General features: G+C 40.5%; 19 protein-coding genes. 8 read left to right on the top strand and 11 right to left on the bottom strand.

All coding sequences use genetic code 11. The features are described 5' to 3' along the window. Positions 1 to 78: 78 nt before the first annotated feature. A complete protein-coding gene (locus H6G41_RS13545; protein WP_190746701.1) occupies positions 79 to 1,533 on the top strand; it encodes a serine/threonine-protein kinase in 1,455 nt (484 codons plus the stop codon). 194 nt (positions 1,534 to 1,727) lie between these two features. Here H6G41_RS13545 and H6G41_RS13540 read toward each other — a convergent pair whose 3' ends face one another. Together H6G41_RS13540 and H6G41_RS13535 are read right to left on the bottom strand one after the other, a co-directional pair. Then, a complete protein-coding gene (locus H6G41_RS13540) occupies positions 1,728 to 2,255 on the bottom strand; it encodes a COP23 domain-containing protein (protein ID WP_190746700.1) in 528 nt (175 codons plus the stop codon). A gap of 294 nt (positions 2,256 to 2,549) precedes the next feature. Then, positions 2,550 to 3,119 (bottom strand): pentapeptide repeat-containing protein, encoded by a 570-nt coding sequence (locus H6G41_RS13535; RefSeq protein ID WP_190746699.1) that lies wholly within the window; start codon positions 3,117 to 3,119, stop codon positions 2,550 to 2,552. 1,186 nt (positions 3,120 to 4,305) lie between these two features. Between H6G41_RS13535 and H6G41_RS13530 the strand changes: the two genes are divergently transcribed. Together H6G41_RS13530 and H6G41_RS13525 are read left to right on the top strand one after the other, a co-directional pair. After that, a complete protein-coding gene (locus tag H6G41_RS13530; RefSeq protein WP_190746698.1) occupies positions 4,306 to 5,568 on the top strand; it encodes a proton extrusion protein PcxA in 1,263 nt (420 codons plus the stop codon). A 154-nt stretch (positions 5,569 to 5,722) separates the two neighbouring features. Then, positions 5,723 to 6,511, top strand: a complete 789-nt coding sequence (locus H6G41_RS13525) for an SDR family oxidoreductase (protein ID WP_190746697.1) — start codon at positions 5,723 to 5,725, stop codon at positions 6,509 to 6,511. A 28-nt stretch (positions 6,512 to 6,539) separates the two neighbouring features. Here the strand turns inward: H6G41_RS13525 and H6G41_RS13520 are convergent, their stop codons facing one another. Then, positions 6,540 to 7,484, bottom strand: coding sequence for a cation diffusion facilitator family transporter (locus tag H6G41_RS13520; RefSeq protein WP_190746696.1), 945 nt, complete (start codon positions 7,482 to 7,484; stop codon positions 6,540 to 6,542). Positions 7,485 to 7,725: 241 nt separating this feature from the next. On the opposite strand from H6G41_RS13520, the gene H6G41_RS13515 reads away from it, so the two are divergent. Continuing rightward, on the top strand, positions 7,726 to 7,890 hold the full coding sequence (locus H6G41_RS13515) for a hypothetical protein (protein ID WP_190746695.1): 165 nt from the start codon (positions 7,726 to 7,728) through the stop codon (positions 7,888 to 7,890). A gap of 137 nt (positions 7,891 to 8,027) precedes the next feature. On the opposite strand, the gene H6G41_RS13510 is transcribed toward H6G41_RS13515, so the two are convergent. Then, on the bottom strand, positions 8,028 to 8,573 hold the full coding sequence (locus tag H6G41_RS13510) for an NADPH-dependent FMN reductase (RefSeq protein ID WP_190746771.1): 546 nt from the start codon (positions 8,571 to 8,573) through the stop codon (positions 8,028 to 8,030). Between the two features lie 529 nt (positions 8,574 to 9,102). Between H6G41_RS13510 and ftsH the strand changes: the two genes are divergently transcribed. After that, positions 9,103 to 10,989 (top strand): ATP-dependent zinc metalloprotease FtsH, encoded by a 1,887-nt coding sequence (gene ftsH / locus H6G41_RS13505; RefSeq protein ID WP_190746694.1) that lies wholly within the window; start codon positions 9,103 to 9,105, stop codon positions 10,987 to 10,989. 157 nt (positions 10,990 to 11,146) lie between these two features. On the opposite strand, the gene msrA is transcribed toward ftsH, so the two are convergent. Next, entirely contained in the window at positions 11,147 to 11,815 is a 669-nt protein-coding gene (msrA, locus tag H6G41_RS13500; protein WP_190746693.1) for a peptide-methionine (S)-S-oxide reductase MsrA, read from the bottom strand. A 156-nt stretch (positions 11,816 to 11,971) separates the two neighbouring features. After that, positions 11,972 to 12,208 carry an RNA chaperone Hfq gene (locus H6G41_RS13495; protein WP_242037918.1) on the bottom strand — a complete coding sequence of 79 codons (237 nt, stop codon included), beginning with the start codon at positions 12,206 to 12,208 and terminating at the stop codon, positions 11,972 to 11,974. A 146-nt stretch (positions 12,209 to 12,354) separates the two neighbouring features. Here H6G41_RS13495 and dapF point away from each other — a divergent pair, with 146 nt between their 5' ends. Next, positions 12,355 to 13,194, top strand: a complete 840-nt coding sequence (gene dapF, locus H6G41_RS13490) for a diaminopimelate epimerase (RefSeq protein ID WP_190746692.1) — start codon at positions 12,355 to 12,357, stop codon at positions 13,192 to 13,194. A gap of 404 nt (positions 13,195 to 13,598) precedes the next feature. Next, complete coding sequence (locus H6G41_RS13485; protein WP_190746691.1) at positions 13,599 to 13,742, top strand: hypothetical protein; 144 nt, start codon at positions 13,599 to 13,601, stop codon at positions 13,740 to 13,742. On the opposite strand, the gene H6G41_RS13480 is transcribed toward H6G41_RS13485, so the two are convergent. From H6G41_RS13480 to H6G41_RS13465, 4 genes are all read right to left on the bottom strand, one after another. After that, positions 13,739 to 15,505 (bottom strand): PAS domain-containing sensor histidine kinase, encoded by a 1,767-nt coding sequence (locus H6G41_RS13480; protein ID WP_190746690.1) that lies wholly within the window; start codon positions 15,503 to 15,505, stop codon positions 13,739 to 13,741. The two genes, H6G41_RS13485 and H6G41_RS13480, sit on opposite strands and share 4 nt — an antisense overlap. Before the next feature lie 169 nt (positions 15,506 to 15,674). After that, positions 15,675 to 18,206 carry a PAS domain S-box protein gene (locus H6G41_RS13475; protein ID WP_374939429.1) on the bottom strand — a complete coding sequence of 844 codons (2,532 nt, stop codon included), beginning with the start codon at positions 18,204 to 18,206 and terminating at the stop codon, positions 15,675 to 15,677. Positions 18,207 to 18,656: 450 nt separating this feature from the next. Then, the gene (locus tag H6G41_RS13470; protein ID WP_190746689.1) at positions 18,657 to 19,781 is read right to left on the bottom strand and encodes a hybrid sensor histidine kinase/response regulator; all 1,125 of its coding nucleotides are present in this window, start codon (positions 19,779 to 19,781) and stop codon (positions 18,657 to 18,659) included. A gap of 39 nt (positions 19,782 to 19,820) precedes the next feature. Then, complete coding sequence (locus H6G41_RS13465; protein WP_190746688.1) at positions 19,821 to 24,515, bottom strand: GAF domain-containing protein; 4,695 nt, start codon at positions 24,513 to 24,515, stop codon at positions 19,821 to 19,823. Positions 24,516 to 25,013: 498 nt separating this feature from the next. Between H6G41_RS13465 and H6G41_RS13460 the strand changes: the two genes are divergently transcribed. After that, positions 25,014 to 25,676 (top strand): DNA-3-methyladenine glycosylase family protein, encoded by a 663-nt coding sequence (locus H6G41_RS13460; protein ID WP_374939428.1) that lies wholly within the window; start codon positions 25,014 to 25,016, stop codon positions 25,674 to 25,676. 92 nt (positions 25,677 to 25,768) lie between these two features. Here the strand turns inward: H6G41_RS13460 and H6G41_RS13455 are convergent, their stop codons facing one another. After that, on the bottom strand, positions 25,769 to 25,912 hold the full coding sequence (locus tag H6G41_RS13455; protein WP_190746780.1) for a hypothetical protein: 144 nt from the start codon (positions 25,910 to 25,912) through the stop codon (positions 25,769 to 25,771). Positions 25,913 to 25,923 lie beyond the last annotated feature (11 nt).

Here is a 25,923-nt window from a genome sequence, read left to right as displayed (position 1 = left end):
CAATTGTATTTAATAAATAATGTGCCAAAATAGACAGATTAAACCCAGTGATTAATTTTTAAATATCAGGTAAGTTGCATGTTGGGTAAAAAAATAGGTGGACGTTACCAAATTACCGCATTCCTAGGACAAGGAAGTTTTGGTACTACTTTTTTAGCTAAGGATACCCATCTACCGGGGACTCCTAACTGTGTTGTTAAGCAGTTTACACCACAAAATCCCGATCCAGATACTGTAAAATCGGCAGAACGTTTGTTCTATCAGGAAGCTAAAATTCTGCAACAATTAGGAAACAAGCACGACCAAATTCCCCAACTGTTTGCTTACATAGAAGAAAACCAAGAATTTTATTTAATTCAAGAATATATAGAAGGACACGATTTAAGTGAAGAATTAATCTTAAATCAGCACATGAGCGAAACAGAGGTGATGCAAATTTTAGTGGGAATATTAGAAATTTTAGCCTTTGTCCATCAACATAATGTGATTCACCGAGATATTAAACCATCGAATATCCGCCGCAGAAAATCAGATGGAAAAATTGTACTTATTGATTTTGGTGCAGTCAAACAAATCAGTACTCAGATTGCTAATTCACAAATCAAAAATCAGGGTACTCTCATTGTAGGAACTCCTGGTTATATGCCATTTGAACAACAAAGAGGTTATCCCAAACATAGCAGTGATGTCTATGCAGTGGGTATGATTGCTATTCAAGCTCTCACAGGTTTATATCCCCATCAATTAGAAGATCCTTATACAGGAAAAATTATTTGGCAGCAACAAGTAAAAATCAATCCTAAACTAGCCAATATTTTAGACAAAATGGTATTACATGAATTTCACCAACGATACCAAACAGCAGGTTTAGCATTGCAAGCGCTACAAGAGCTATCATTATCTAGTGCAGCCACAATGACAGCTAAAACTCTTCAAGTTAGCCCTGGTAATGTCCCAACCAAATTAGTAACTACAATACCTAGCAAATTTATATTTAAGCTGACGACATTAGTAATGTTTGCTATCAGCGGTTTAATTATCGGTAAACTTATCTTACAAAAAGCAGATTTATCAATTTATGCAAATTCTCAATATAGAATTAAAATCCAATATCCTCAAAATTGGGAAAGACAAGAAATAGATAATCAAATTACTGCGGAAATTGTTACTTTTTTATCAAATAAACAAAGTGAAAAGGACAATTTTATTGAAAAAGTAACTATCAGCGTTGAAAATTTTTCTGGAACATTAGAAGAGTCTAGCAAATTATTCCGTAATGATATCAAATCTAATTTATCAGCTAGTCAAATTATTGAAGAAAGTTCTACAACTCTCCTCAATAAGCCTGCTATGAAACTAGTTTATACAGGAAAAGATGGTAACAAGGTATTGAAAAATTTGCAAATTTGGACTTTAAAAAATGAACAAGCATATATAATTACTTATACAGCCAAAATAGATGATTATGATAAATTTAAGCCAATAGTAGACAGAATGATTAAATCTTTTGAAATTAATTCTAGTGTTAAGTAAAAAAAGCAGAATTTAATTCTAAATATTAAAAATAATTTAACTATAGCAATCCACTTTTGGATTTGTGAAATATTACAAACAGGGTTGTTGACTGTTAACCGTTGACAGTCAACAGTCAAAACCAATATTTTTCACAACTAAAATGGGATTGCTATAGAATTGGTATCAATCCAAAATCTAAAATTCGCTAATAATCAATCTTCAACTGTGGCATTATTTAAGTAAGCATCAAAATCAATATTCATAGAGTCATCAGCACTTTCACTCAGCACATTTCCAGCAGCTAAACCCCGGCGATCGAAAAGTTTGCGTACAGTCAGACTAGAATTAGCTCCGCGTTTGAGAGTGAATAACAAAGTGCTATCTGTACAAGCAGAGTTTTGGCTCTTAGCAGCACAGATTACAAGTTCTCCTCTGAGAGTTCCAGTCTTGATATTTCTCAATGTACCGTTGTCATAATTCTTTTGAAATCTTCGAGATACTTCCTGACAACGCCGTTGAGCAGTCCAAGGTGGGGGAAAATAATTGTTAGAACTCCAACGCACCATGGGGACTTTTCTACCATCTTGGGTGCGAGCAAATGTTACAGGTACACCTTTACTTTTACCGCAGTAAAATGTCGTCTCTCCTGCATAGGTTGGTTGTTTGAGGGATAGGGCTATAGTGACACAAAATACTAGTAAACTCAGCAATAATGCTTGAATAAAGAACCTGAATTTCATGGGTTAGTAGGATGTCCCTAGGACGAGATATATTAATCAACTAATCAGCAAACAAACAAGAAAATTAGATCTTTTTGTCTTGTTGAGGCTAATTAGCTTAATTAAATTATTCCCAAGGATTTCATCAAACTAACTGCTAGAGGCTGTATAGACGACCAAAACCTGTAAAAACCAGGCTAGAGAGGCATTGAAGCCATAAATACCTGAAAATATCTACCTTAACTTGTGTAATTGTTTGTATTGTTGATAGTGGAGAGTGCGATCGCTAAAAGTTTAAATTACCCCTATCGAAAATTATTGATGGATCAAGCCATCAGGCATAATTGTGCCAGTCATGAATGTTTCACTCATATCTGTAGCGTTGAGATTTGCTCCTGTCAAGTTAGCCTCACTCAAATTGGCTTCGCTTAAGTCAGCGCCACTTAAATCAGCCCACTGCAAATCCGCTTTCCACATCCTAACTCCGCCCATTTTCGCCCCACTCAAATTAGCACCCTGTAAATTGGCGGCGCTGAGAGAAGCCATATGCAAATCAGCATCACACAAATCTGCATCATGCAGACAGGCTCCACTGAGATCTGATTCATTTAAATTCGCAGTTGTTAGCGCCGCTTGGCGTAAGTCAGCCCCACTCAAAATTACTTCCGATAAATTTGCTCTATGTAATTTCGCACCTCTGAGATTTGCTTGACTTAAATTAGCCCCACTTAAAGACGCACCAGTAAGGTTAGCACCTTGGAGGTTGACTCTACCAAAATCTACACCACCTAAGTTAGCCCCCCGCAGGTCTGCTTCTGGCAATTCTATGCCGTTAAAGCTTCTTTCTCCTGCTGCATACCTAGTTAGAAGTTCTTTCACATCCATGATTGTTTAGTTCGCAGTAACCTAGTGTTAATACTGGCTTTATTTGTGACTAAAATTTTAGTCTCAGCAACATAGCAAAGCTAAAAAATGCATCAAAATAAACTTGACTATCAATGTTGAAACTAATTACAAAATTTTTGCACAGGAAAATATCGGGGCTGATTTAGATAGTTAATTCAGCTAAATCAATTAGACGTGATAATACTTACAATTGAAGTTTGTTGCTACGAAGCAAGCTTAACATTGATTAATTGTATTGACTTATACTAAGGTTCTGAGATTCCCCAGCACAGAAACTTGAGTAACTAGTAAGCAAATTCCCCGGAACCAATACTTTTCAGTTTTGGTCAAGATTGAGCTAATTACAGGGGATATGTTGTTAATGAATAATAGCATTCTGTAGCTATCATACAATAAATATATAAAATATAATAACTAAGAAGAGCAACTCTGTGATTTAATGCAATATTCTGTAAAAAACAGTAATTTTAATCAAAAATATTATATATATAGCAATCCGATTTGATTTCTGAGAAAATCTCCGTATTTGTCGAACCGACATTGCCCACCCTACACTCAGATTTTAATTGTACGGAATTTTTTAATAATCAAACAGGATTACCATACATGATATTCCTAGGAAAATTAGGAATTTAATATTATAGCCAAAAGGCTGTAGGTAATTAGTTATTACATAATTATTTAGCAGTTGATCGTGACAGGAATCCATGAATTCTGGTCATAAAAATGCCACCAAAATCACACATTATATTCATACTCTAGAAATACAAATTTAAGAATCATGAAATATTGCGGCATGTATACTATTAATATCCTTATCCTAATTCTTTATGAGGCTGCATAGAATTCGCTCCCCCCTAACCCCTCTTTAAAAAAGGGGGAGAACCAGAAAAAATTTAGCAAATTCCACGCCACTTGCTACCCTGCGGGAAGCCACTCCGCGTCTACAAGTCGGCAAAGCCACCCAAGGCAGTGGTTCCCCTTTTGAAGGGAGATTTAAGGGTATCAAGATATATGCAAATTTACATTAAATTGCTATTACTAGGTAAATTGAACTTAGAAGATATAGTAATAAATGCGAAGTGGAGTATATATCATAACTCCAATGATTTAACAATAAATATAAGCTACGATAAATTAAATATATGAATTTAACAAATACACCATGAAAGATTCATTTTTTCAGAAAATTCAAGACCGAATTAGCAAAGTAAAGCAATGGTTTACCAATACACCAGAAAGGGCAATATTAGAAGCTTATAAGGCAGCACAGGTAATTAGAAATATCGAGATTGAACATTTTGGGAATCAAAGGATTTCTGCTGCTAATGGAAATTATACCGAAAATGTCATGTCTTATTGGCAAGGTTACCTGAATAAAAATTTAATTTTTATTAAAGTTAAACTTGCTGAATTTCGCTTGAGTCGCTCAATATTAAATATATCTGATAATAGTATTTTAGAACAGCTACAGTTTATTGATGATGTCATATCTCAATATGATACCAACTATGAACGAATTAATAACATTCAAAATATCTCTGATGTCACACCTATACCAATTAATAATAATTCAATTAATAAAAAACTAAATACCTCTGATAAAAATATCGCTAATGTTCCTCCTGTAACTCAAAAAACTGGATTTTTGCCTCGTTCATTAGGGAGAACAATTAATAGAATTCAATCAGATTTATCTCCCCAAGCTGAAGCAGATTTCATTAAAAATTATCAAACTACCCAAAGGCGGACGAGAGTAGCATTGAGATTTTTTTTAATTTTAATTCTCGTACCCCTATTAACTCAGCATCTTTCTAAACAAATCTTGTTTACGCCTCTAGTCACCAAAGTTAGAGCAGAAACAAATGGGCAAATTTTTCTCAATGTCAATATGGAAACCAAAGCTTTGCAAGAATTAAAGAATTTTGAACATAAGCTGAAGTTTCAAAGTCTATTATATAAATCACCAGTCCTGACTACAGAGGAAGTTCAAGAAAAAATTCGTGATAAAGCTATTGAGATAGCTGAAGAAGTTAGTCAGGAAAGTAATAGTGCTATCAGTAATATATTAGCTGATTTACTATCCCTAGGTGCTTTTGGCATTGTAATTGCCATGAGTAAAAAAGAAATTGTTATTGTCAAGTCTTTTATCGATCATATTGTCTATGGACTGAGCGATAGCGCTAAAGCTTTTTTAATTATTTTATTCACAGATGTATTTGTGGGATTTCATTCACCGCATGGATGGGAAGTATTACTAGAAGGCTTAGCAGAACATTTAGGGTTACCAGCCAGTAGAAATGCGATATTTCTCTTTATTGCTACATTTCCTGTAATTTTGGATACTATATTTAAATATTGGATATTCCGCTATCTTAGTCGGTTATCTCCTTCAGCGTTAGCTACCTTGAAAGAGATGGATGAGTAATTAGGGACTTCCAACTAAAAAAATATACTATCACTGTGTAGGCAGAGGGGTAGGGAGCAGGGGGAAAAATAAAAATATCTTCTCTCGAAAATTGGATAATTTATTTTCTAGAAGTCCCTTAACAATATAAGAAAATAATACAGGGTGTATATCAATGCAGTTTCTCGATAAAGTTGTTTGGATTACTGGAGCATCTTCTGGTATAGGTGAAGCCTTAGCTTACCTATTTGCAAATCAAGGAGCAAAGTTAATTATTTCCGCCAGAAGAGAAGAAGAGTTGCAGAGAGTAAAACAAAATATCCGCAGCGAATGTTTAATTATTACACTGGATATTACAGACTCTAATTCACTAGAATTAGCAGTAAAAACCGCGATAAATCATTACAATAAAATTGATATTTTAATCAATAATGCAGGTACTAGCCAACGTTCTTTAGTTGTTGAGACTCAAGAGATAGTTGACAGAAAAATTATGGAAATTAATTATTTTGGGACTATCAATATAACTAAAAGAATTCTACCTTATATGATTGCTAGTGGTGGCGGACAAATTGCAGTTGTTTCCAGTATTGTTGGCAAAATGGGCTTTCCATTACGTTCTGCTTATGCAGCATCAAAACATGCTTTACATGGTTTTTTTGAAACTTTGCAGTTAGAATTAAAGCCGGAAAATAAGATTTTTATTACCATTGTATGTCCTGGTAGGATTAAAACCAACATTTCCTATAATGCTTTAAATTATGATGGCAGTGCATATGGAAAAATGGATGAAGGGCAAGAAAAAGGCATGAAAGCTGATATTTGCGCTCAAAAAATTCTCAACGCTATTTATCACAAACGACGAGAAGTATATATTGGTGGTCTTGATACTTTATTAGTTTACTTTAAAAGATATGTACCCAGCTTATTTTATTGGATAGCTCGCCGAGTTAAACCAACATGATTTATAATTCGTAATTCGTAATTCGTAATTAAACTCTATGATGAGAAGCTAAAGCACAGGTTTGGCTGGAATCGCCAACTTCTATTTGTAAGGTAGAATGTTCGATACCAAAATTATCGTGCAGTTCTTTACAAGTCTGGACAAGAAAATCATCACCAGGATGACCAGAAGGAAGTACTAAATGTGCAGTTAGGGCGGTTTCAGTTGTACTCATGGCCCAAATGTGTAAATCGTGAACTTGGGTAACACCAGGGCGTTCGGATAAATAAGTTTGCACTGCTAGTGGTTCAATACTTTCTGGTACAGCATCTAATGCTAAGTTGACTGAATCTTTTAATAATTGCCAAGTTCCCACTACTACAACTGCCACAATTATCAAGCTAACGACTGGATCAAACCACAGCCAGCCAGTCAAAATAATCGTAATTCCAGCTAGTACTACTCCTAAAGAAACTCCAGCATCAGCAGCCATGTGTAAGAATGCACCGCGAATGTTTAAGTCGTGTTTGCGTCCCGATACAAACATTAAAGCAGTGATAGTGTTGATGATAATTCCGACTATCGCCACAATGATAACTGTACTTCCCCCTACGGATGCAGGTTGACTAAAGCGTTGAAGTGCTTCCCAGCCAATCCCGCCCATGACTAATAAAAGAGCGATCGCATTAATTAAAGCTGCTAAAATCGAAGAACGTCGCAGTCCATAAGTATAGCGTTGACTGGGGGGGCGGCTACCCAAAAAACTCGCTCCCCAAGCCAGTAATAGTCCTAAAACATCACTCATATTGTGCCCTGCATCAGCCAGCAAAGCCAAAGAGTTAGCTAAGTATCCATAAGTTGCTTCAATAATGACAAATCCAACATTGAGAATAGTACCAACCATGAAAGCGCGGCTGTAGTTATTAGTACCATGTTCATGCTCATGACTATGATGATGATGACTATGATGACCATGATGATGATTATGTCCCATCTTTGATACCTAAATAACAGCCAACTTCTGAATACTAGTTTGCAGAAATTTTGTGCTAATTGCCACTAATTTAACTTAATATTAATCTTCTGATTGAAATAGAAAGAAATAAAAAATTTGCCATCCGTATAGCAGAAGTTAAAGCAATTCATCGCCATTATTTTCTTAGATAAGAGTATTGATTATGGCAACCGCAAATGCTCTTCAACCAAGAAATATGATGAAATGATGAGGATAAATCATGAGTAACTTGGGATATGCCACCCTGTTTATCGTTATGTTGGCAGCATTGCTAGCAGCCCTGGCGCAAATGGGTATGGCATTAGATGAAGCAGACATTGGACGCTTTTCTATTTGGACAGGTATTGCTTCTGTAATTGCAGGTTTACCAATGATGTTGTGGTGAATAGCTGTCAACAGTCAACAGTCTGTAGGGGCGGGTTTATGGGAGATCTTCATGAATCAGTAAGGATATCTGTGAACCCGCCCGTACAACAGTCAACAGATAATGGACTATTAACTATTAACTCTTGATGTAAAAATTTAACTGATTCCTCGAAGTTTGCGAGTATTATCCACTAAACTTTGAGCAAATTGGTCAAAGCGTTGGGAGAGTTTTTCATCGGTGAGTTTACCTTCAGGACTGAAAGCACCCCAAGCTTGTCCAATGGCAATTTGTTCAGGAATTACCCAACCATGTACCCAACGAACAATTAACCGCAGTTCATTGAGAGCGTTACTATTTGACTGTCCCCCTAAGACGCTAATTAGTCCAGTTACCTTACCAGACAATTCTTCAAAGCTCAATAAATCTAGTGCATTTTTCAGTACTCCACTGACGCCCCCATGATACTCTGGGGTGGCTAAAATTATCCCATCAGCATTTGTAACTACATCCTGCAATCGCTTAACGTCTGGAAAATCTGGATATTCTTTACCACCATTGCAAAATGGTAGTTGCATCTGCCGCAAATCAAGAATTTCTACCTCTGCACCCAATGCTTCTACCCTTTGTGCTGCGAGTTGTAAAGCAATTTGGGTATAGGAGTTGGATCTTAAGCTACCACCAATACCAACAATTTTCACCATAATTTCACCCACCAACTCAATAACAACATTTACTAAATCACTAAAATATCTGCTAGCACTCAGATTTTTGAAAAGCGGAATCATTACGACTATGGTTATTTTAGCAATTTTGTTGCAAAATATGTCAAGAGTCCGGAATCAATAGTCAAAAGTCAACACTTTGACAAGCTCAGTGACCGCAGTTAATAGTCATTCAACACGAGCAATGCCCAATGCCCAATGCCCAATGCCCAATGCCCAATGCCCAATACCCATTGCCGATAATTTTGTCACAATAGATACTATGTATGTAGCCTCATGAGATATGTAGCCACAGAACAATTAACAAGGCTCAAAGTCAGTTTTTATTTTTATTCCCCTGAGTCCAGGGAGTCTATTTCTAAAAGCTGATGGGGAACATTGGGAAATGGTTTTGTGTGGAAGCTAAACTAGATGAGAAAACATTTATTTCCCGTTATTTCAATTTTGGCTAGAAGAATAGGCATAAAAACAGCGCTCAGCTTTTGCCAGCAGGAGAAGGGTAATTATTATGACAGTTTTAGGTAAAAAAGCATTGAATAAACAGCCATCGGCAAAGCGTGTTCCTTGGGCTGGTGCATTAGCAGCCAGCTTGATGTTATTGCCAGGGATTGTAGCTGGCAATCCAGCCTTAGCGCAAAAAGCAGAGCGCAATTCCTTAACTTATGGTGAGTTGATTAAGAGAACAGAAAAAGGGGAAGTGGCAAAAGTCGAGCTGGATGAAGCCGAAAATATTGCCAAAGTATATTTGGTGGGGCAAAAAGATACACCAATCCAAGTAAAACTTTTAGATCAAAACACAGAGTTAATTAATAAACTCAAACAGAAAAATGTGGAATTTGGTGAGGTTTCTTCCGCTAACAGTAGAGCTGCTGTGGGGTTATTGATTAACTTGATGTGGATTTTACCACTTGTGGCTTTAATGCTCTTGTTCTTGAGACGCTCTACGAATGCTTCTAGCCAAGCGATGAATTTTGGCAAATCGCGAGCGCGCTTTCAAATGGAAGCGAAAACCGGAGTAAAATTTGAAGATGTCGCCGGGGTAGAAGAAGCCAAAGAAGAACTGCAAGAAGTCGTCACATTTTTGAAACAGCCAGAAAGATTTACGGCTGTCGGTGCAAAAATCCCCAAAGGCGTGCTGTTAATTGGCCCTCCGGGTACTGGTAAAACTTTACTCGCAAAAGCGATCGCAGGGGAAGCTGGCGTTCCCTTCTTTAGCATTTCTGGCTCAGAATTCGTAGAAATGTTTGTTGGTGTGGGTGCATCCCGCGTCCGCGATTTATTTAAAAAAGCTAAAGAAAATGCTCCCTGTTTGATATTTATCGATGAAATTGACGCTGTCGGTAGACAACGGGGTGCAGGTATCGGTGGCGGTAACGATGAAAGAGAGCAAACCCTAAATCAATTGCTCACGGAGATGGATGGTTTTGAAGGGAACACTGGCATCATTATAATTGCTGCCACTAACCGTCCTGATGTCCTTGATGCCGCCTTATTACGTCCCGGACGCTTTGATAGACAGGTGATTGTTGATGCACCGGATTTAAAAGGGCGTTTGGACATTTTGAAAGTTCATGCCCGAAATAAGAAAATCGATCCTAGTGTATCCTTAGATGCGATCGCTCGCCGCACCCCAGGATTTACAGGCGCAGATTTAGCTAACTTACTCAACGAAGCCGCAATTCTCACCGCTAGACGCAGAAAAGAAGCCATTACCATCCTGGAAATTGATGATGCTGTGGATAGGGTAGTTGCAGGGATGGAAAGAACTGCCTTAGTAGATAGTAAGGCTAAACGGTTAATTGCTTACCACGAAGTAGGACACGCCTTAGTCGGAACCTTAATTAAAGACCACGACCCTGTACAAAAAGTTACCCTGATTCCTCGTGGACAAGCACTAGGTTTAACTTGGTTTACACCCAACGAAGAACAGGGTTTAATTTCCCGTTCCCAACTCAAAGCCAGAATTACCTCAATTTTAGGCGGTCGCGCAGCCGAGGAAGTTGTGTTTGGTAAGCCAGAAGTAACGACCGGTGCAGGTGATGACTTGCAGAAAGTCACAAATTTAGCCCGTCAAATGGTTACCCGATTTGGGATGTCTACCTTAGGCCCCTTATCTTTAGAAAATCAAAGCGGTGAAGTCTTCCTAGGGCGTGATTGGATGAATAAATCCGATTACTCGGAAGAAATTGCGGCTAAAATTGATGCCCAAGTCAGGGAAATTATCAGTAGTTCCTACCAAACTGCAAAATCCATCTTGGAAGAAAATCGTGTAGCCTTAGAACGCTTGGTAGATTTGTTATCAGATCAAGAGACAATTGAAGGCGAACTCTTCCGCCAGATTGTTGGTGAATATACACAGGTAGCTGATGAAAAAGTAGCTGTGTCTCATCAGTAATTTAGCGACATACAGCAGATTGCAAGTTGCTGAGGTAGAGATAATTGTAAGGGCGGGGTTTCCCCGCCCTTGACTATACACATTTTTTAACTGATGATGCGCCCTACCCTGCGGGAACGACTTCGCTCAGGGCGCATATTTAATAAGCAGTTATTGCTTAACCACTAAGTTGGGATTCAGCAATTCCTACGGGACAGGAAACATTTGTTCCGCCTAAACCGCAATAGCCATTTGGATTTTTAGCTAGATACTGTTGATGGTAGCTTTCAGCGTAGTAAAACTCAGGTGCAGTTAAGATTTCTGTGGTAATTTTTCCATAGCCTGCATCTGTGAGGGCTTGTTGATAAGCTGCTTTTGATGCTTCTGCTTGCTGAAGTTGGGTTTCAGAATAGACGTAAATTCCAGAACGGTATTGAGTACCGACATCATTACCTTGACGCATTCCTTGGGTGGGGTTGTGGCTTTCCCAAAAAACCTTCAACAATTGGGAATAACTAACCACTGCGGGATCAAACACGACTAATACCACCTCATTATGACCGGTTAATCCAGTACATACCTCTTCATAGGTGGGATTGGGTGTGTAGCCAGCTGCATAACCAACTGCGGTAGTGTAGACACCTTTAAGTTGCCAAAATTTGCGTTCTGCACCCCAAAAACAGCCTAAACCAAATATAGCTGTTTCTAATCCATCGGGAAAAGGTGGTTTGAGCGGATTACTGTTGACATAGTGCGCCGCAGGTACGCGCATTTGTTCTGTTCTTCCTGGTAATGCTTGTTCAGGAGTGGGTATTAGTGTTTTCTTGCCAAATCCAAATAATGCCATTGATTTTTCATAAATATCTTTACATTAATTAATATTTTAACGATTCTAGTGAGCGATCGCTCTCCATAGCCGCAGAATTTGGGTGATTGATGTCACCCGCAATTCTGCGAGCATGTAGCTCAAATTTCGAGAATTTGGCAAAATTTTCCTTCAAGACTAGTTTTTTGGTTTGATATAAGCGATCGCGTGCTTCCAAATTGTAGTTTGCTGGCTATTTTCATCTAAAATACATACACAATTGGGGTCTTGCCAGATGATCCTGCCTGTGACGAGATCACCCGTAATGAGTTTCAAATCTACAGTTGCTGTATTTTTAATCAGAGTTTGGATTTGGCGAATACTAGGTAGAGAAGTATCGAAATCCGTAGGCATTTTGGCTGGTGATGGATGCATAAGAAAAAATGTTGTAATAGGTTAGGGGTTAGGCTTCGGCTACGCTCAGCCTAAAGGGCTAGGGACTAGGAGAGATGAGACAATAAATTACAACTGACAACTGACAATCAACAGTAACTAATCTTTGATAATTCATCCTTGGATAAATGGCAATCGAATTTACTAAGTATCACGGTTTGGGGAATGACTTTATTCTCATTGACAATCGCTCTTCGTCAGTTCCTGTAATCACTCCAGAGCAAGCCATTAAGTTGTGCGATCGCCACTTTGGTATCGGTGCTGATGGTGTAATTTTTGCTTTGCCAGGAGAAAACGGTACTGACTATACCATGCGGATTTTTAATTCTGATGGTTCGGAACCGGAAATGTGCGGTAATGGTATTCGCTGTTTAGGTGTATTTTTAGCCGATTTGGAAGGGGAATCGAGAACTAAAGATTTATATCGCATTCATACTTTAGCTGGTGTGATGTCACCCCAACTGATGGCTGATGGCCAAGTTAAGGTGGATATGGGTTTACCTAAATTACTAGCTTCAGAAATTCCTACAACTTTGGGTGCTGCGGATATCAAGGTAATTAATCAACCGCTAGAGGTAGGCGGAAAAACTTGGGAAGTTACCTGTGTCAGTATGGGTAATCCTCACTGTATTACCTTTGTGGAAGATGTCGCCGCTATTCCTTTAGAAAGTATCGGGCCGCAGTTTGAGCATCACCCAGTTTTCCCCCAACGAACAAATACAGAATTTATTCAAGTTGTTAGTCGGGATTATTTGAAAATGCGAGTTTGGGAACGGGGTGCAGGTATTACCTTAGCTTGTGGTACTGGTGCTTGTGCTTCCTTAGTTGCTGGGGTTTTGACAGGAAAATGCGATCGCACTGCAACTGTAGAACTCCCTGGTGGCCCTTTGCAAATTGAATGGTCAGAAATTGACCAACGGGTTTACATGACTGGCCCAGCAGAGCGCGTATTTACAGGTAGGTTATGAGTGTTGACGGTTGACTGTTGACTGTTGACTGTTGACTGTTGGGGACTTACAAAAAATAAATTACCCAATAAATTTGTAGTGCGAGCATCTTGCTCGCACTACAAATTTATTGGGTATTTAAAAAATTGGATGTCCCTTGACGGTTGACGATTTGCTGTAAACGAGAACCCGTTGGTTATGAATGAGAACTCCTTGGTTATGAATGAGAACTCCTTGGTTATGAACGAGAACTCCTTGGTTATGAACGAGAACTCCTTGGTTATGAACGAGAACCCGTTGGTTATGAACGAGAACCCGTTGGTTATAAACAAGAACCCGTTGGTTATGAATGGGAACCCGTTGGTTATAAACCAGAACCCATTTGCTGTAAAGTCGTAGGGGCAGGGCAGCAGTAAAATTATTGTATGTACCAAAACATTGTCGGTGCCCGTGCCCCTACAGCGTGGTCTATTACCCAATGCCCAATACTTCTCTGCGAGACGCTACGCGAACGACTTCGCTCAGTACAAGTGCCCAATACCCAATGCCCCATGCCCAATGCCCATTAAATAGGTAACGTAAACCAAAATGTCGCCCCGGCTGACAATGCACTAGTGACACCAATTTCACCACCATGCGCTTGGATGATTTGCTTACACAGATATAATCCTAATCCCAGACTGACAGAATTGCGGGCGTTTGTACCGCGATAGTAAAGGTCAAACAGCTTTTCGCTTTGTTGTTGACTGATTCCTATACCGTTATCGCTGACAGTGCAATAAATCTTGTTGCTTTCGACAGTAGCATTAACGGTCAACTGTAATCCAGGGGGATTATGTTTAATTGCATTGGCAATCAGGTTAGAAAAGACTCGCCATAGTTGGGTGGGATCGGCGTTAATTAAGGGTAAGTCTGCGCTGACTAAATTGGTGAGGGCGGCTTGATTTTCTTCCAGCATCGGTTCTAAATCTGCGATCGCTGCTTCAACCACTGTATGTAATTGTACGGTTTTTAATTGTAATATTACTCCTTGAACTGCACTGATATGCGCTTCAAGTAAGGAGTTAATTAAATTCAATTGGCGATCGCTACTTTTCACCATCCGTTCTAAAATTGACCGGGAAATGATGATTTTACTATCTGGATTTGCTAGGAGATTCTTCAACACCATTAAAGTTCCCAATACTGGGTTACGTAAGTCGTGGGAAACTGCATGAAAAAATACTCGTAGTGCTTCCTCAGCTTGTTTGCGCTTGGTAATGTCTTCTGTCAATCCTTCGTAGTAAAGTAGCTTTCCTTGTTTGTCACGCACTGCGTAGGCTTTTTCCGAAATCCAAACAATACTTCCGTCTTGACGGTAAATTTGGGATTCAAATTCAGAAATACTGCCATACTCTTCAATTAAGCGGACAAACTCGTCTCGCCGTTTGGGGTCAACATATAATTGATGTGCAATATCTATAAAGTTGGCTGTTACTTCTTCCGCAGATGCGTAACCGTAGATTTTGGCTAAAGCTGGATTAGCTGTAATGTACTTACCATCGAGACTACTTTGAAAAATTCCTTCGACAGCGTTTTCAAAGATATTACGATATTTAGCTTCTGCAACCTGAAGTTTTTGATAAGCTAATTCTAGTTCCTGATGGGTATAAAAATCGGAGTGTTGTAGGCGATCGTAAAGGTAAACGCCTATGTCACAGATAGCACATAACCAAAACACATATAAGATAAACGTTACATTATAAATTTCTGGATTTCCAGCTATGGTTGTTTTCAGTCCTAAGGCTGTATTCACGCCAAAATAGTAAGTTAACAAACCCACCTGAGAAATTAAATGCAAACGCCAACAAACAGGAATAAATGTAGCTTGACTGACAAATAGCAACGACCAAGCTATTGTATCCGGTAAAGCAACACCCTTGATGGTAGCGAATAACTGCGTGCCTAAACTAATTGACCAAGAAGATCCTAAAAATAACAATCCTGGATAACGTTTACCAAACTGAGTTTTGTGCACAATAAAACAAACTAGTAGCATCAGCAGCATGGCTATATTAATGAATAGCGCATGTGTTCTGAGGAAATCTGGTATTTTGTCTAACTCTTTTAAGGGAAAGAATATGTCATAAATATTGCGTAAGGTAAAAGTTAATAAGCAGATTAAAGCTAATAGTAACCACAATTGTAATCTTTGCCACAAAAAGCGTCGTCTAGCACTTAGCCAATGTTCATTGCGAACAAAACTTTCAGTAATAACAGCCGTTTTATCTGATGTTGAAGCTTTAAAGGCTTTTCTCCCCCATCTTTGCAGTGCGTTCCACAAGGTAGCCATCAGCTGATTACCAACTTTTCCTATCTGTTATTTTGCACTATAGCAATGCTATTACAGCGGCAAAAAATATCTGTTGTGACGGTTGACTGTTGTACGGGCGGGTTCACAGATATCCTCACTGATTCATGAAGATCTTCCATAAATCCCGCCCCTACTGACGGTTGACTGTTCACAAGCGAGTTGTGGAAGATGGCGTAGCTAAGGGTAATGTAAACCAAAAACTTAACCCGCGTTTGCGGTGGCTAATCACACCAATTTCGCCACCATGCGCTTGGATAACTTGGCGACTTAAATACATTTTTAAAGCAATACTTGTAGAACAACAAGCTTGTGGTTCGGGGATGTACAAATCGAAGAGGCGATCGCACTCTAATTTGCTCATGGTGATACCATTATCTTCAATGACAGTGCGAATGCGGTTACCTTCAACTTTAGTTTTGAGGGTAAAAGTTAGTCCTGGTGGATTGTTCTGCAAACTATATGTCAATAAATTAGCTAAGACTTTCTGCAACTGCATGGGATCAGCCATGACTAAAGGTAAATCCTCAAGTACTAAATTATTTAATATTGCTTGATTTTGGTTGAGGATAGGCTGCAAGTCTTTAGTAATCGAGTTTAGCAGCGTGTTAAAATGTACTAGCTCTCGCCGCAGATTAATTCCTTGACCTTCGCAGCTATGAATTTCTAGCAAAGAGTCAATCATTCCTAGTTGGCGATCGTTACCTTGAATCATGCGTTCAATTACCGAACGCGAGACGGAAATGAAAGATTGGGAATTAGGAACGCGATATGCTGTAGGTTCTTTCCCTAGTTCCCATTCACCAGTTCCCAAACTTTGAGTTTTGAGTAAATTTTTCAGCACCATTAAGTTACCCATTACCGCTGTACGCAGATCGTGGGCTATAGTATGTAACACAACATCTTTTACACGTTGCATTCCTTCAATTTCCTGCATTTTCTGCTGGAGTTGGGCGGTGCGTTCTTCTACTTGACGTTCTAAACTACAATTAAGCGTGGCTAGTTCTTGATAAAGTTGCGCTTGTTGAATCGCGATCGCTAATTGCTCTGATATCTGCTGAAGCAAATCAATTTCTATGTTTTGCCATTGACGAGGCCCGGAACACTGATTAGCTACTAATGCTCCAAATAATTCATTATTGAGCATAATCGGTACAGCTAAGGTAGCCCGTGTCTGGAATTGTTGATAATGGGTTCTAATTTTGGCAGAAACAACAGTTTTGTTGACATCTTCTACTAACCGCACGCTATTAGTGATCAGCAGATTTTTCAATTCTTGAAGATAACTTTGATCGTCAGTAGTCCAACCCAAAACGGCGGGATATTGGGGATTAACTGATTCAGCTACAGTGTTTGCTCCTCCTTGGCGATCGTTCAAACCAATAAACACCCTGTCTGCTTGCAAAAATTGTCGGACTTCGGTGACTGTAGTTTGGAGAATTTGGTCTAAATTGAGGGAAGAGCGAATACGGGCGAGAGTTTCGGTTAATAAGCGATCGCGCTGGGCTGTGAGGCGTAATTGCGCTTCTGCTTGCTTGCGTTCGGTAATATCGTGAATCACGGCGATGATGCAGGGAATATTCTCTAAATCTATGATTTCTGCCGACACCTGCGCTGTAATAATTTTTCCATATTTAGCGCGAAATTCTATTTCTAAGTTGCGCACAAAGCCTGTCATTTGCAACTGTTGTAATAATGTCAGGCGATCGCGCTGATTCACCCACATATTTAATTCAAAACTTGTGTGTCCAATAACTTCATTGCGCTCAAAATCGGAAAGTCTGATAAAACTATCGTTAACTTCTATATAGCGTCCTTCTTCCAAGGTGCTGAGGCTAATGGGATCGGGACTGCAACGAAAAGCTTTAGCATATTTTTGGGCGAGACTTTGCAACTGAGCTTCTCCTTGTTTGCGTTCTGTAATATCTCGAACAATTGCTAAAACTTCATCTGTACCGCTGACTACTAACCGCGCTTCATAATCTCGCACACCCAACGGTGTAGCTAATTGATATTCACAAGTTTGCAAACTCTGAGAATCCAATGTTCTAGCGATCGCTTCTTGGCTAATCACAGCTACATCAGGCGGTAATAAATCTTCTACCTTTTTTCCTAAAATTTCTTCTTTAGGTAGCAGCAGACTGGGTTCATCTGCTTTTAAATCTAAATATTCGCCATCACGGCTGAGCCGAAACATCAAATCGGGAATCGCATTGACAATAGCTTTATAGCGCATCTCACTATGACGCAGCTGTTCTTCTACTTGTTTGCGGTCTGTAATATCCATTACCAAACCTTCCCACAGCCAATCACCATTAGCTTGTTGTTCTAATTGGGAAACACCTTGAATCCACTTGATTTTGCCACTAGGTGTAATGATGCGACCTTCCCAACGCCAAGGTGATAAAGTTGCTTTCGCAACATCTACAGATTCTGTAAAGGCTTGCGCATCCTGTGGATGAACCAATTGATGTAATACCTGCAAATCTGCTTGAATATGTTCTGGTTCTAACTCATATAGTTGACGACAACCAGAACTAACATACATCACAAATTCCGAACCATCCCGCCGTTGCAGGACTTGGAAAATCATTCCCGGTAAATTAGCAGCAATTTTTTCCAACAAAGTTCGATTCCCCTGTGGAAAATCTGGTTTATGCAGTAATTTTACAATTTCATCCACTTTTTGTGCCTTTGCAAAGCCAGCAACTAATGTAATTCTGGCAATGATTGCCATTTTGACAGTTGTGGTGCTGCTTAAACCATCACTGTCAGCCGCAAACATGCCTCTTATTTCAGAGTAATTGTGGATGTGGCGATCGCATTCACCCAATCGGGTTATTTGTTATTTGTCAGTTGTCAGTTGTCAGTTGTCAGTAGGGGCGGGTTATGGGCATTGGTGTCAACTTAACGCGAAACCCGCTTTGTAGCAAGGTTTTTGCCCTCACCCCCAACCCCTCTCCCACCGGGAGAGGGGAGCAAGAGATTTAATTCCCCTTCTCCTGGGGGAGAAGGGGTTAGGGGATGAGGGCGAAAGTTTTTGTACAACACGCGCCAGGGCGCGTATGGTTTATGGGAGATCGTTATGGATATTTGAAGATATCTGTGAACCCGCCCGTACAACCGTCAACCGTCAACCGCTAATTGGTAAACTAATATTTACAGTTGTTTCCTGTTTATAAACGCTGGAAATTGAGAACTCTCCGCCACAACCTTCAACGATTTTTTTCACTAAGTTTAAGCCCATGCCTAAACCTTGCTGTTCGTAGGTTTTACGTTCAAACTGGATGAAAGCACCGATTTGTGATGTTTGTTCTGCTGTCATTCCCCGCCCCCAATCATGAACGTAGATATTGAGCATCCCTGGGGCTACCTCACTAGTAATTTTGATTTCTGTTCCTGGTTGGGAGAATTTGAGGGCATTATCGACTAGTTCGTAGAGAATCGTTGCTAAATATTCAGCCGATATTGATACATTAGCTTCTGCGATCGCAAATATGAGATTGTGGCTACGATTCAAACTGCGAGCCAGGGATTGCAAAGGCGGCGCGATCGCGACTATGGAAAATTTTGTAGACTGGGGTTTGCTGATGGGCTTTTGCTGTGTTGCTAGCTCTACCTCTAAATAAATTAACAATTTTTGCGTTAATTTCTCTAAGCGTCGGGCAGATTCATCCGCCCAGCTGACTAGTTCGCGAATTTCCCCCATGTCCATGTTTTCTAAATCGGCCATGAGGAGGTTGAGACTACCAATTATGCCATGTAGCGGTGTATTCAGTTCATGGGGTAAAGTTGCAGCCAAATTACCGCGTAATTGATTGAGGGTTTTTTCCAAGACTTGAATGCTATTAGCTTGGATATGCGCTAAATTTTGAATTTTATCGTACTGTTGCTTAATTCTCAGCATAGAATGAACTCTTGCCCGTAATTCCACTGCATTTACAGGTTTACTGATGAAGTCTTCGGCACCTGTATTTAAGCAACGAGCTAAATCTTCTTTGGCAGTGAGAGCAGTTACCATGATAATTGGCACTGGTTGCCATTGGGGCATGGCTTTGATTTGCCGGCAGACTTCAATACCATCCATTCCCGGCATCATCACATCGAGCAGGATTACATCGGGCTGAAATAAATTCAGGGAAGCGATCGCTTGTTGACCGCTAGCAGCATAATGTAACAAATAATTTTGCTCGCTTAACAGTGTTTCAATAACATCAAAGTTATCAGGGTCATCATCAATAACTAAAATAGAGGGCATAGGAATATAATTTAAAACTCAAAATTCAAAATTCAAAATTCATGATTCATGCTCGCTTAACAGCTGTTGAATCGTGGTAGCTAATTGCTTGAGCTTTACTGGTTTACTGAGGTAATCGTTGGCTCCGGCTGCTAGACAGCGATCGCGATCGCCTGCCATTGTTAAGGCTGTGAGTGCCACAATGGGAATATCCAGTAATTGAGGATTTTGGCGGATTTTTTTAATAGCTTCTATTCCATCTATTCCTGGCATTTGGATATCCATCAAAATCAAGTCTGGTTGGTGGATTGTCGCTTGCTCGATAGCGTCTTGTCCGTTATCTGCCAACAAAATACAATAACCTTTAGCTTTCAGGTAGCTAGAAATTGTCATGATATTAGCTTCGTTATCTTCTACCAGTAAGATTGTCGGGCACAGGTTGACGGCTAGGTCACAAGTTGGGGAATCTGGTTCAAGAATATCGGCTGAATGATCGGGTACCAGGAGCGCAGCAGGATTATAAGGTAGCTCGATAATGAAGCAACTACCTACACCCAGTTCGCTGGTTAGCCCGACTCTACCACCGTGGAGTTCCACAATTCGCTTGACTAATGCTAGCCCCAAACCTGTACCTGCATATTGGCGATTTAAGGCGCTGTCGATTTGGATAAAGGGTGTAAATAGTTTTGGCAGATCTTCTGGAGAGATGCCAATACCTGTGTCGCACACGGCAATTTGCAGGAAGTTTGGCTCTGGAATCTGGCTAATAGTTATGTCTGAGGTAATTTTGTTAACCTGTAGGGTAATCTGTCCTCCTTCTGGGGTGAATTTGACGGCATTGTTCAGAAGGTTAATTAATACCTGACGAATACGTCGTTCATCTACAACTAAGTCTGGTAGTTTGGGCGGAAGTTTAATTTCCAGCTGAATCCGTTTTTGCAATGCTTGCTGTTTAATAAATGCCAAACTGGATTGGCAGAGATTGCTTATAGAAATTTGCGTGCAATTTAATTCGATTTGTCCGGCTTCGATTTTGGCGAGATCCAGGATATCGTTGATTAACTCCAGCAAATGGGAGCCGCTGCGCTCGACTGTTTCCAAGGCTTTGCGTTGTTGCTCGTTGATCGTGCCAAAAACTTCATCTTGTAGCCCTTCGGTCATGCCCAGAATGGCGTTTAGGGGGGTGCGGAGTTCGTGGCTCATGTTCGCTAAAAATTCATCTTTGAGGCGGGTGGCGCGGGCGAGTTCTTGATTAGAAAATGCTAGCTTTTGATTAGCTGCGGTCAGGTTGGCTTCGGCTTGCTGACGTTCCGCGAGTTCTTGCTGTAATTGCTCAAATAGTCCCGCCTGTTGAATAGCGATCGCTAATTGGTTGGCAATTTGTTGTAAGAGTTGGGCTTCTGAGTCTTTCCAAATGCGTTTTTCTTGGCAAGCATGAATAACTAAAATTCCCCACAGCTTGTTGGTAGCCGCAGGAGAAACCCAACGGTGATTTTGTCCGCCCACTTCTTGGAGGATGGGGGCGACAATTTTTGACTTAATTTGACCTATGCGGGAATATTCTACTAGGCAATCTGTCCACATATCTGCCATGACATCAGGGACAATGCGGGGTTTGCCTTGCCAGTAATAATCTAAGATTTCTTGCGACCAAACTTCGTTGTCCCAGTGGCGATGTTTCAGGCTGGGAAACTCAGGAGATAGGGCTTCTTCAGCAATCAGACTTCTGCCATCTGCATATAGTTGAAACACAATGACGCGATCGCAGTGGAATAAATCTTTTACCTGCTGAGTCACTGTGGCGAGGATTTCTTTGATATCTAGTGACTGGCGAATTTGTTCAACCATCGCCCCTAAGGTTTTCTGGCGTCGCAGTTGCAGGGCAATTCTGGCTTGGGCTTTTTCCCGCTCTCGAAGTGCGGCTTTTTGTTCGCTAATATCTACTACTACACAAATAGTTTGCTGTTCTGAATCTGGGAGCATTGCAGCGCCAATCAATACGGGAATCCGACTGCCATTTTTACGGTAATATTCTTTTTCCCAAGGATTGATCTCGCCATGTTCCATCAGATGCTTCATCGCGGCATAATCAGTGGAGAAATGTTCCGCTGGCGTCATTGCTTGCCAATTCACCGCCCCGGCATTGAGTTCTTCTCTGGTGTAGCCTACCATCTGTAAAAAGCGATCGTTGGCATCGATTACTTCTCCTTGAAAATTGGTAAATATCATCCCCACTACATTGGAATCAAACATCCGCCGGAAGCGGATTTCGCTAGTTTTTAAGGAGATTTCTGCTCGTTTGCGAGCGCTAATGTCAAAGTGAACTCCAATCATTTTTTGGGGATGACCTTGGGCATCTCGCACCACTACCCCGTAGGCTTTAATATAGTGGATGCTGCCATCAAGATGTACTACACGAAACTCAGTATCGTATTCTGCTTGTCCTAAAAGGGTTTGCTGAAGCAGATTTTCCGTAGGCTTGAGGTCATCATGATGTAGTCTATTTGCCCAAGTATCATAGGTTAAATGGAAATCAGGTTGTTGAGCGACACCATACATTTTGTACATCTGCGCATCCCAGAGGATGTTGTTTTGGGCAATATCCCACTCCCAACAGCCAATTGCCCCTGATTTTAGCGCCAAACTAAGGCGATCTGATATTTTCTGAAGTTCTACTTTTTTGGCTTTAATTTCTTGCGTCCGCTGTTCTACCCTAACTTCCAAGTCCTGGTTTAAGCGATGTAAAGCATCAATTGCCCCTTGGCGTTGCAATTCTGCGCTGGCTCGTGCGGCAAATACTTGCAGAATGGCGATCGCTTGGGTGCGTTTAGCTGGAGTTAAGGGTTGGCAATCGATAATACAAAGGTTACCAATAGCATTACCGACATCATTTGTTAAAGCAATTCCCAGATAGCTATCTGCCTGCATTCTCGCCAAGTCTACATCGTGAGGAAAGTGTTTTTGTACTTGCTGTTCGCAGTAAAATTCTCCGTATTTCAGGCTATATTCACAAGGAGTGCAATCAGGATGGTGGGAAATTTCTGTCTGTAAGGCTCCATTCTCCCATAACGCTAAGGTATGGAGTTTGCCATCTACTAGTTCGTTGACGAGAGCATAAGGAACATTTAATGCTTCGGCAATATGACGCACTAAAACGGGAAAAAAGTCTTCTCCCGTGACTGTGGCTGTACCTTTTACTAATTTTTGCAGTGTTAATTCAGCTTGCTTGCGATCGCGCAGTTCTTCCTGTAATTTTTGGTGAGTAATGGCTTGGTGCAGGGCAATTTCTATATGTATCGATAAAGCTTGCAGCAGTTCTATTTCTGATTGTTGCCACTGCCGGGGTTGCTGGCTTTCGGTAACATTGAGTAAACCCCAAAGTTGATCGTCACATAGCAAGGGTATTAAAATTTTGGCACGAATTTGCAGATTAATCAGCATTTCCCGGTGGCAATCAGCCATTTCCACCTTGTAGATATCCGATACTACCCTAATCCGTCTCTGCTGATAAAGCTGTTGATAGTCTTGCTGAAAGCAGCTATCGTCAACTCGTTTACCCAAGGTAGAAACAGAAGAGTTGCTAGATTCTGCCACAACGATAACTTGTCCATCTGCTTCCAAGCGCAAAATCGTGACGCGATCGCAACTTAATAATTGCCGCAGCTGTTCTACAGTGGTATCGAGAATAGTTTGCAAACTCAAAGAAGAGCGAATTTGCATGGCTATATCGGATACTAGTTGCGCCTGTTCTGCTTTTGTCTTGAGGGCTGTTGTCCGAACTTCAACTTGCTGCTCTAATTCCAGGTTACGCGCTTCTAGTAGTTGTACCTTTTCTATCTCTAGCTGCACTACTTTCTGTTGTAAAACATCTGCTAGTTTATAGAGTTCTAAGGGGTTGAGGACTTGCAGCAAACTGCTTTGAGTCACAATCCCTAATAGTTCCCCTTGCTCGCCTGTGACTGCCAACCGCCGAATTAAGCGCTGCTCTAGAATCTGCTGTATAGTCCACAGGGAATCATCCGGTTTGACGGTAAAAATTGGCGTACTCATCACCGTCTGAGCTAAACAGGTTTCCAGATTCAAGCCTAATGCTTGAAATTGCACCATATCTCGCTCGGTGACAATCCCTACAGGTATCTTGAGGGGTGTGTCTGCACTACCACCGAGTTGTACAATCACCACAGAACTGACACGATGGGCTGTCATCAGTTGCGCGATCGCTAGCATAGAACTATTTGGTGCAGCACAAATCACTTCCCGGCTCATCACCTCAAACGCCAAACGCAATCGCAAGAGATTCACCGAACTTGCGGTATGACGCAGACTTTCATGGGTGATTAACCCCACAATTTGCTCTTGGTCGTCTAGAATCGGGAGGTGACGAATGTGATATTGCTGGAGCAAATTGATAGCAAAAAAGAAATCGGTAAGTTCAGACTCTTTGAGGATGATGACTGGATGTATCATCACATCCCCCATCGTCAAATTTTCCAGATAACGCTGCTGGGCACATAAACGCACCACATCCCGTTCTGTGAAGATGCCTACCAATTGCCCGTTGTCAACTACCAATACACAACTGGATCTAGCATCTAGATGGAGTTCATCAAGCTTTGTCGCATCACAAGCAGCCCGAACACCGCTCATTTGGGCGATCGCATCCCTAACTAGGGTATCTAATTTAACTATCAATGGCTCGCGGACAATAGCCGATTTTAGTTTTGATGCAGTGATAGAGGTTGTGCTGTTAAACATTCATACTCAAGGGGTTTATGCTTGATGATACCCGTACATAATATACAGGTCTCATCAACTAGAAAGGTATTAACTTTTGAGTTTTCTGCCTTTATCTAGCAATCCTAAATGATTTGTAAAATATTACATGTAGGGTTATTGACTGTTCACCGTTGACAGTTAACAGTCAACAGCCAAAACCGATATTTTTCACAAATGAAATAGGATCGCTATAAGTCAGTCTGAATATTTCTACAGCTAGGCTCTCATCATCTGCTAATTGTCCATTATTTGTCAACTAGATGAATTTAGAGATGACTTATTGTTGATAAATTGCCATCCAGACAACTTGGATATGTCAAATATGATAACTCGAAAAAAGAAATTTTTAATTTTAACTCTACCAAATGTGGGGTTGACGGTTGACGGTTGACTGTTAACAGCCTTGAGGATGGATTGTGTAACTTAAAAGCAGAATATAACTTTTCTAGTGAGGGCGATCGCTTCAGGAGCAGCAACGTGACTCAAATACCAGAAATACAATCATTAACGCCAGAAACTCTTACCCATGCTTTAACGGTTTTGGCTGATATTGATAGTGATTTGGCGCAAATTTTAGCAAAATTTGGCCCGCCACCTCTTTGGCAAAGACAAGCAGGTTTTGCGACATTATTGCAAATTATTCTTGAACAACAAGTTTCCTTAGCCGCAGCCAAGGCTGTATTTAACCGTTTATGCGACATTGTTCAGCCACTCATACCAGAAAATTTTTTGTTCCTGGACGATCTGCAATTAAGAGGAATTGGATTTAGTCGCCAAAAAATCCTTTATTGTCGGGAATTAGCACAAGCAATTACCAACGGACAGTTGGATTTAACCAAGCTAGAAACGATGACAGAAATAACAATTAGAAGCGAATTAAAGCGCATCAAAGGTATTGGCGACTGGACAGTAGATATTTATTTATTGATGGCGCTACAACGTCCCGATGTATTTCCCAAAGGCGATTTAGGAATTGCGATCGCTTTACAAAAGCTCAAAGGTTTCACCACCCGCCCCACACCCACTCAAATCGAAGCGATCGCTCAACAATGGCGACCTTGGCGGGCGGTAGCTACTAGACTACTTTGGCACTATTATCTCAGTACTATTACGGCAAAACCAAAAGTTAATCAATTTTAGTGTTGACGGTTGACTGTTGACGGTTGACTGTTGACAGCCAGCATTGCCCTCTAGAATATCTTGATGTGTTGCAAACATTATTTGAATTAGTATTACCTGTTTGCAGAAGATTCTGGGCGATCGCCTTCAGCGGGGGGACGGGGAGGAACACCTAAGGCATCTTTTAATTGCTGTTCAGTCACGCCTAGCTTGGCTAAAAAGTCGGCTGGGATGAACCACCAATGCCCAATGCCCAATGCCCAATGCC

Origin of the sequence: Tolypothrix sp. FACHB-123 (assembly GCF_014697075.1) — a bacterium.
Taxonomy (GTDB): Bacteria; Cyanobacteriota; Cyanobacteriia; order Cyanobacteriales; family Nostocaceae; genus Aulosira.
The sequence above is the reverse complement of the archived record's forward strand: the minus strand, read 5'-3'. Positions and strand labels throughout refer to the sequence as shown.

What these genes read in the sequence shown, in the direction of transcription:
- H6G41_RS13545 (WP_190746701.1), top strand. Translation starts at nt 79, where the DNA reads ATGTTGGGTAAAAAAATAGGTGGACGTTACCAAATTACCGCATTCCTA.
- H6G41_RS13540 (WP_190746700.1), bottom strand. Translation starts at nt 2,255, where the DNA reads ATGAAATTCAGGTTCTTTATTCAAGCATTATTGCTGAGTTTACTAGTA.
- H6G41_RS13535 (WP_190746699.1), bottom strand. Translation starts at nt 3,119, where the DNA reads ATGGATGTGAAAGAACTTCTAACTAGGTATGCAGCAGGAGAAAGAAGC.
- H6G41_RS13530 (WP_190746698.1), top strand. Translation starts at nt 4,306, where the DNA reads ATGAAAGATTCATTTTTTCAGAAAATTCAAGACCGAATTAGCAAAGTA.
- H6G41_RS13525 (WP_190746697.1), top strand. Translation starts at nt 5,723, where the DNA reads ATGCAGTTTCTCGATAAAGTTGTTTGGATTACTGGAGCATCTTCTGGT.
- H6G41_RS13520 (WP_190746696.1), bottom strand. Translation starts at nt 7,484, where the DNA reads ATGGGACATAATCATCATCATGGTCATCATAGTCATCATCATCATAGT.
- H6G41_RS13515 (WP_190746695.1), top strand. Translation starts at nt 7,726, where the DNA reads ATGAGTAACTTGGGATATGCCACCCTGTTTATCGTTATGTTGGCAGCA.
- H6G41_RS13510 (WP_190746771.1), bottom strand. Translation starts at nt 8,573, where the DNA reads ATGGTGAAAATTGTTGGTATTGGTGGTAGCTTAAGATCCAACTCCTAT.
- ftsH (WP_190746694.1), top strand. Translation starts at nt 9,103, where the DNA reads ATGACAGTTTTAGGTAAAAAAGCATTGAATAAACAGCCATCGGCAAAG.
- msrA (WP_190746693.1), bottom strand. Translation starts at nt 11,815, where the DNA reads ATGGCATTATTTGGATTTGGCAAGAAAACACTAATACCCACTCCTGAA.
- H6G41_RS13495 (WP_242037918.1), bottom strand. Translation starts at nt 12,208, where the DNA reads ATGCATCCATCACCAGCCAAAATGCCTACGGATTTCGATACTTCTCTA.
- dapF (WP_190746692.1), top strand. Translation starts at nt 12,355, where the DNA reads ATGGCAATCGAATTTACTAAGTATCACGGTTTGGGGAATGACTTTATT.
- H6G41_RS13485 (WP_190746691.1), top strand. Translation starts at nt 13,599, where the DNA reads ATGTACCAAAACATTGTCGGTGCCCGTGCCCCTACAGCGTGGTCTATT.
- H6G41_RS13480 (WP_190746690.1), bottom strand. Translation starts at nt 15,505, where the DNA reads ATGGCTACCTTGTGGAACGCACTGCAAAGATGGGGGAGAAAAGCCTTT.
- H6G41_RS13470 (WP_190746689.1), bottom strand. Translation starts at nt 19,781, where the DNA reads ATGCCCTCTATTTTAGTTATTGATGATGACCCTGATAACTTTGATGTT.
- H6G41_RS13465 (WP_190746688.1), bottom strand. Translation starts at nt 24,515, where the DNA reads ATGTTTAACAGCACAACCTCTATCACTGCATCAAAACTAAAATCGGCT.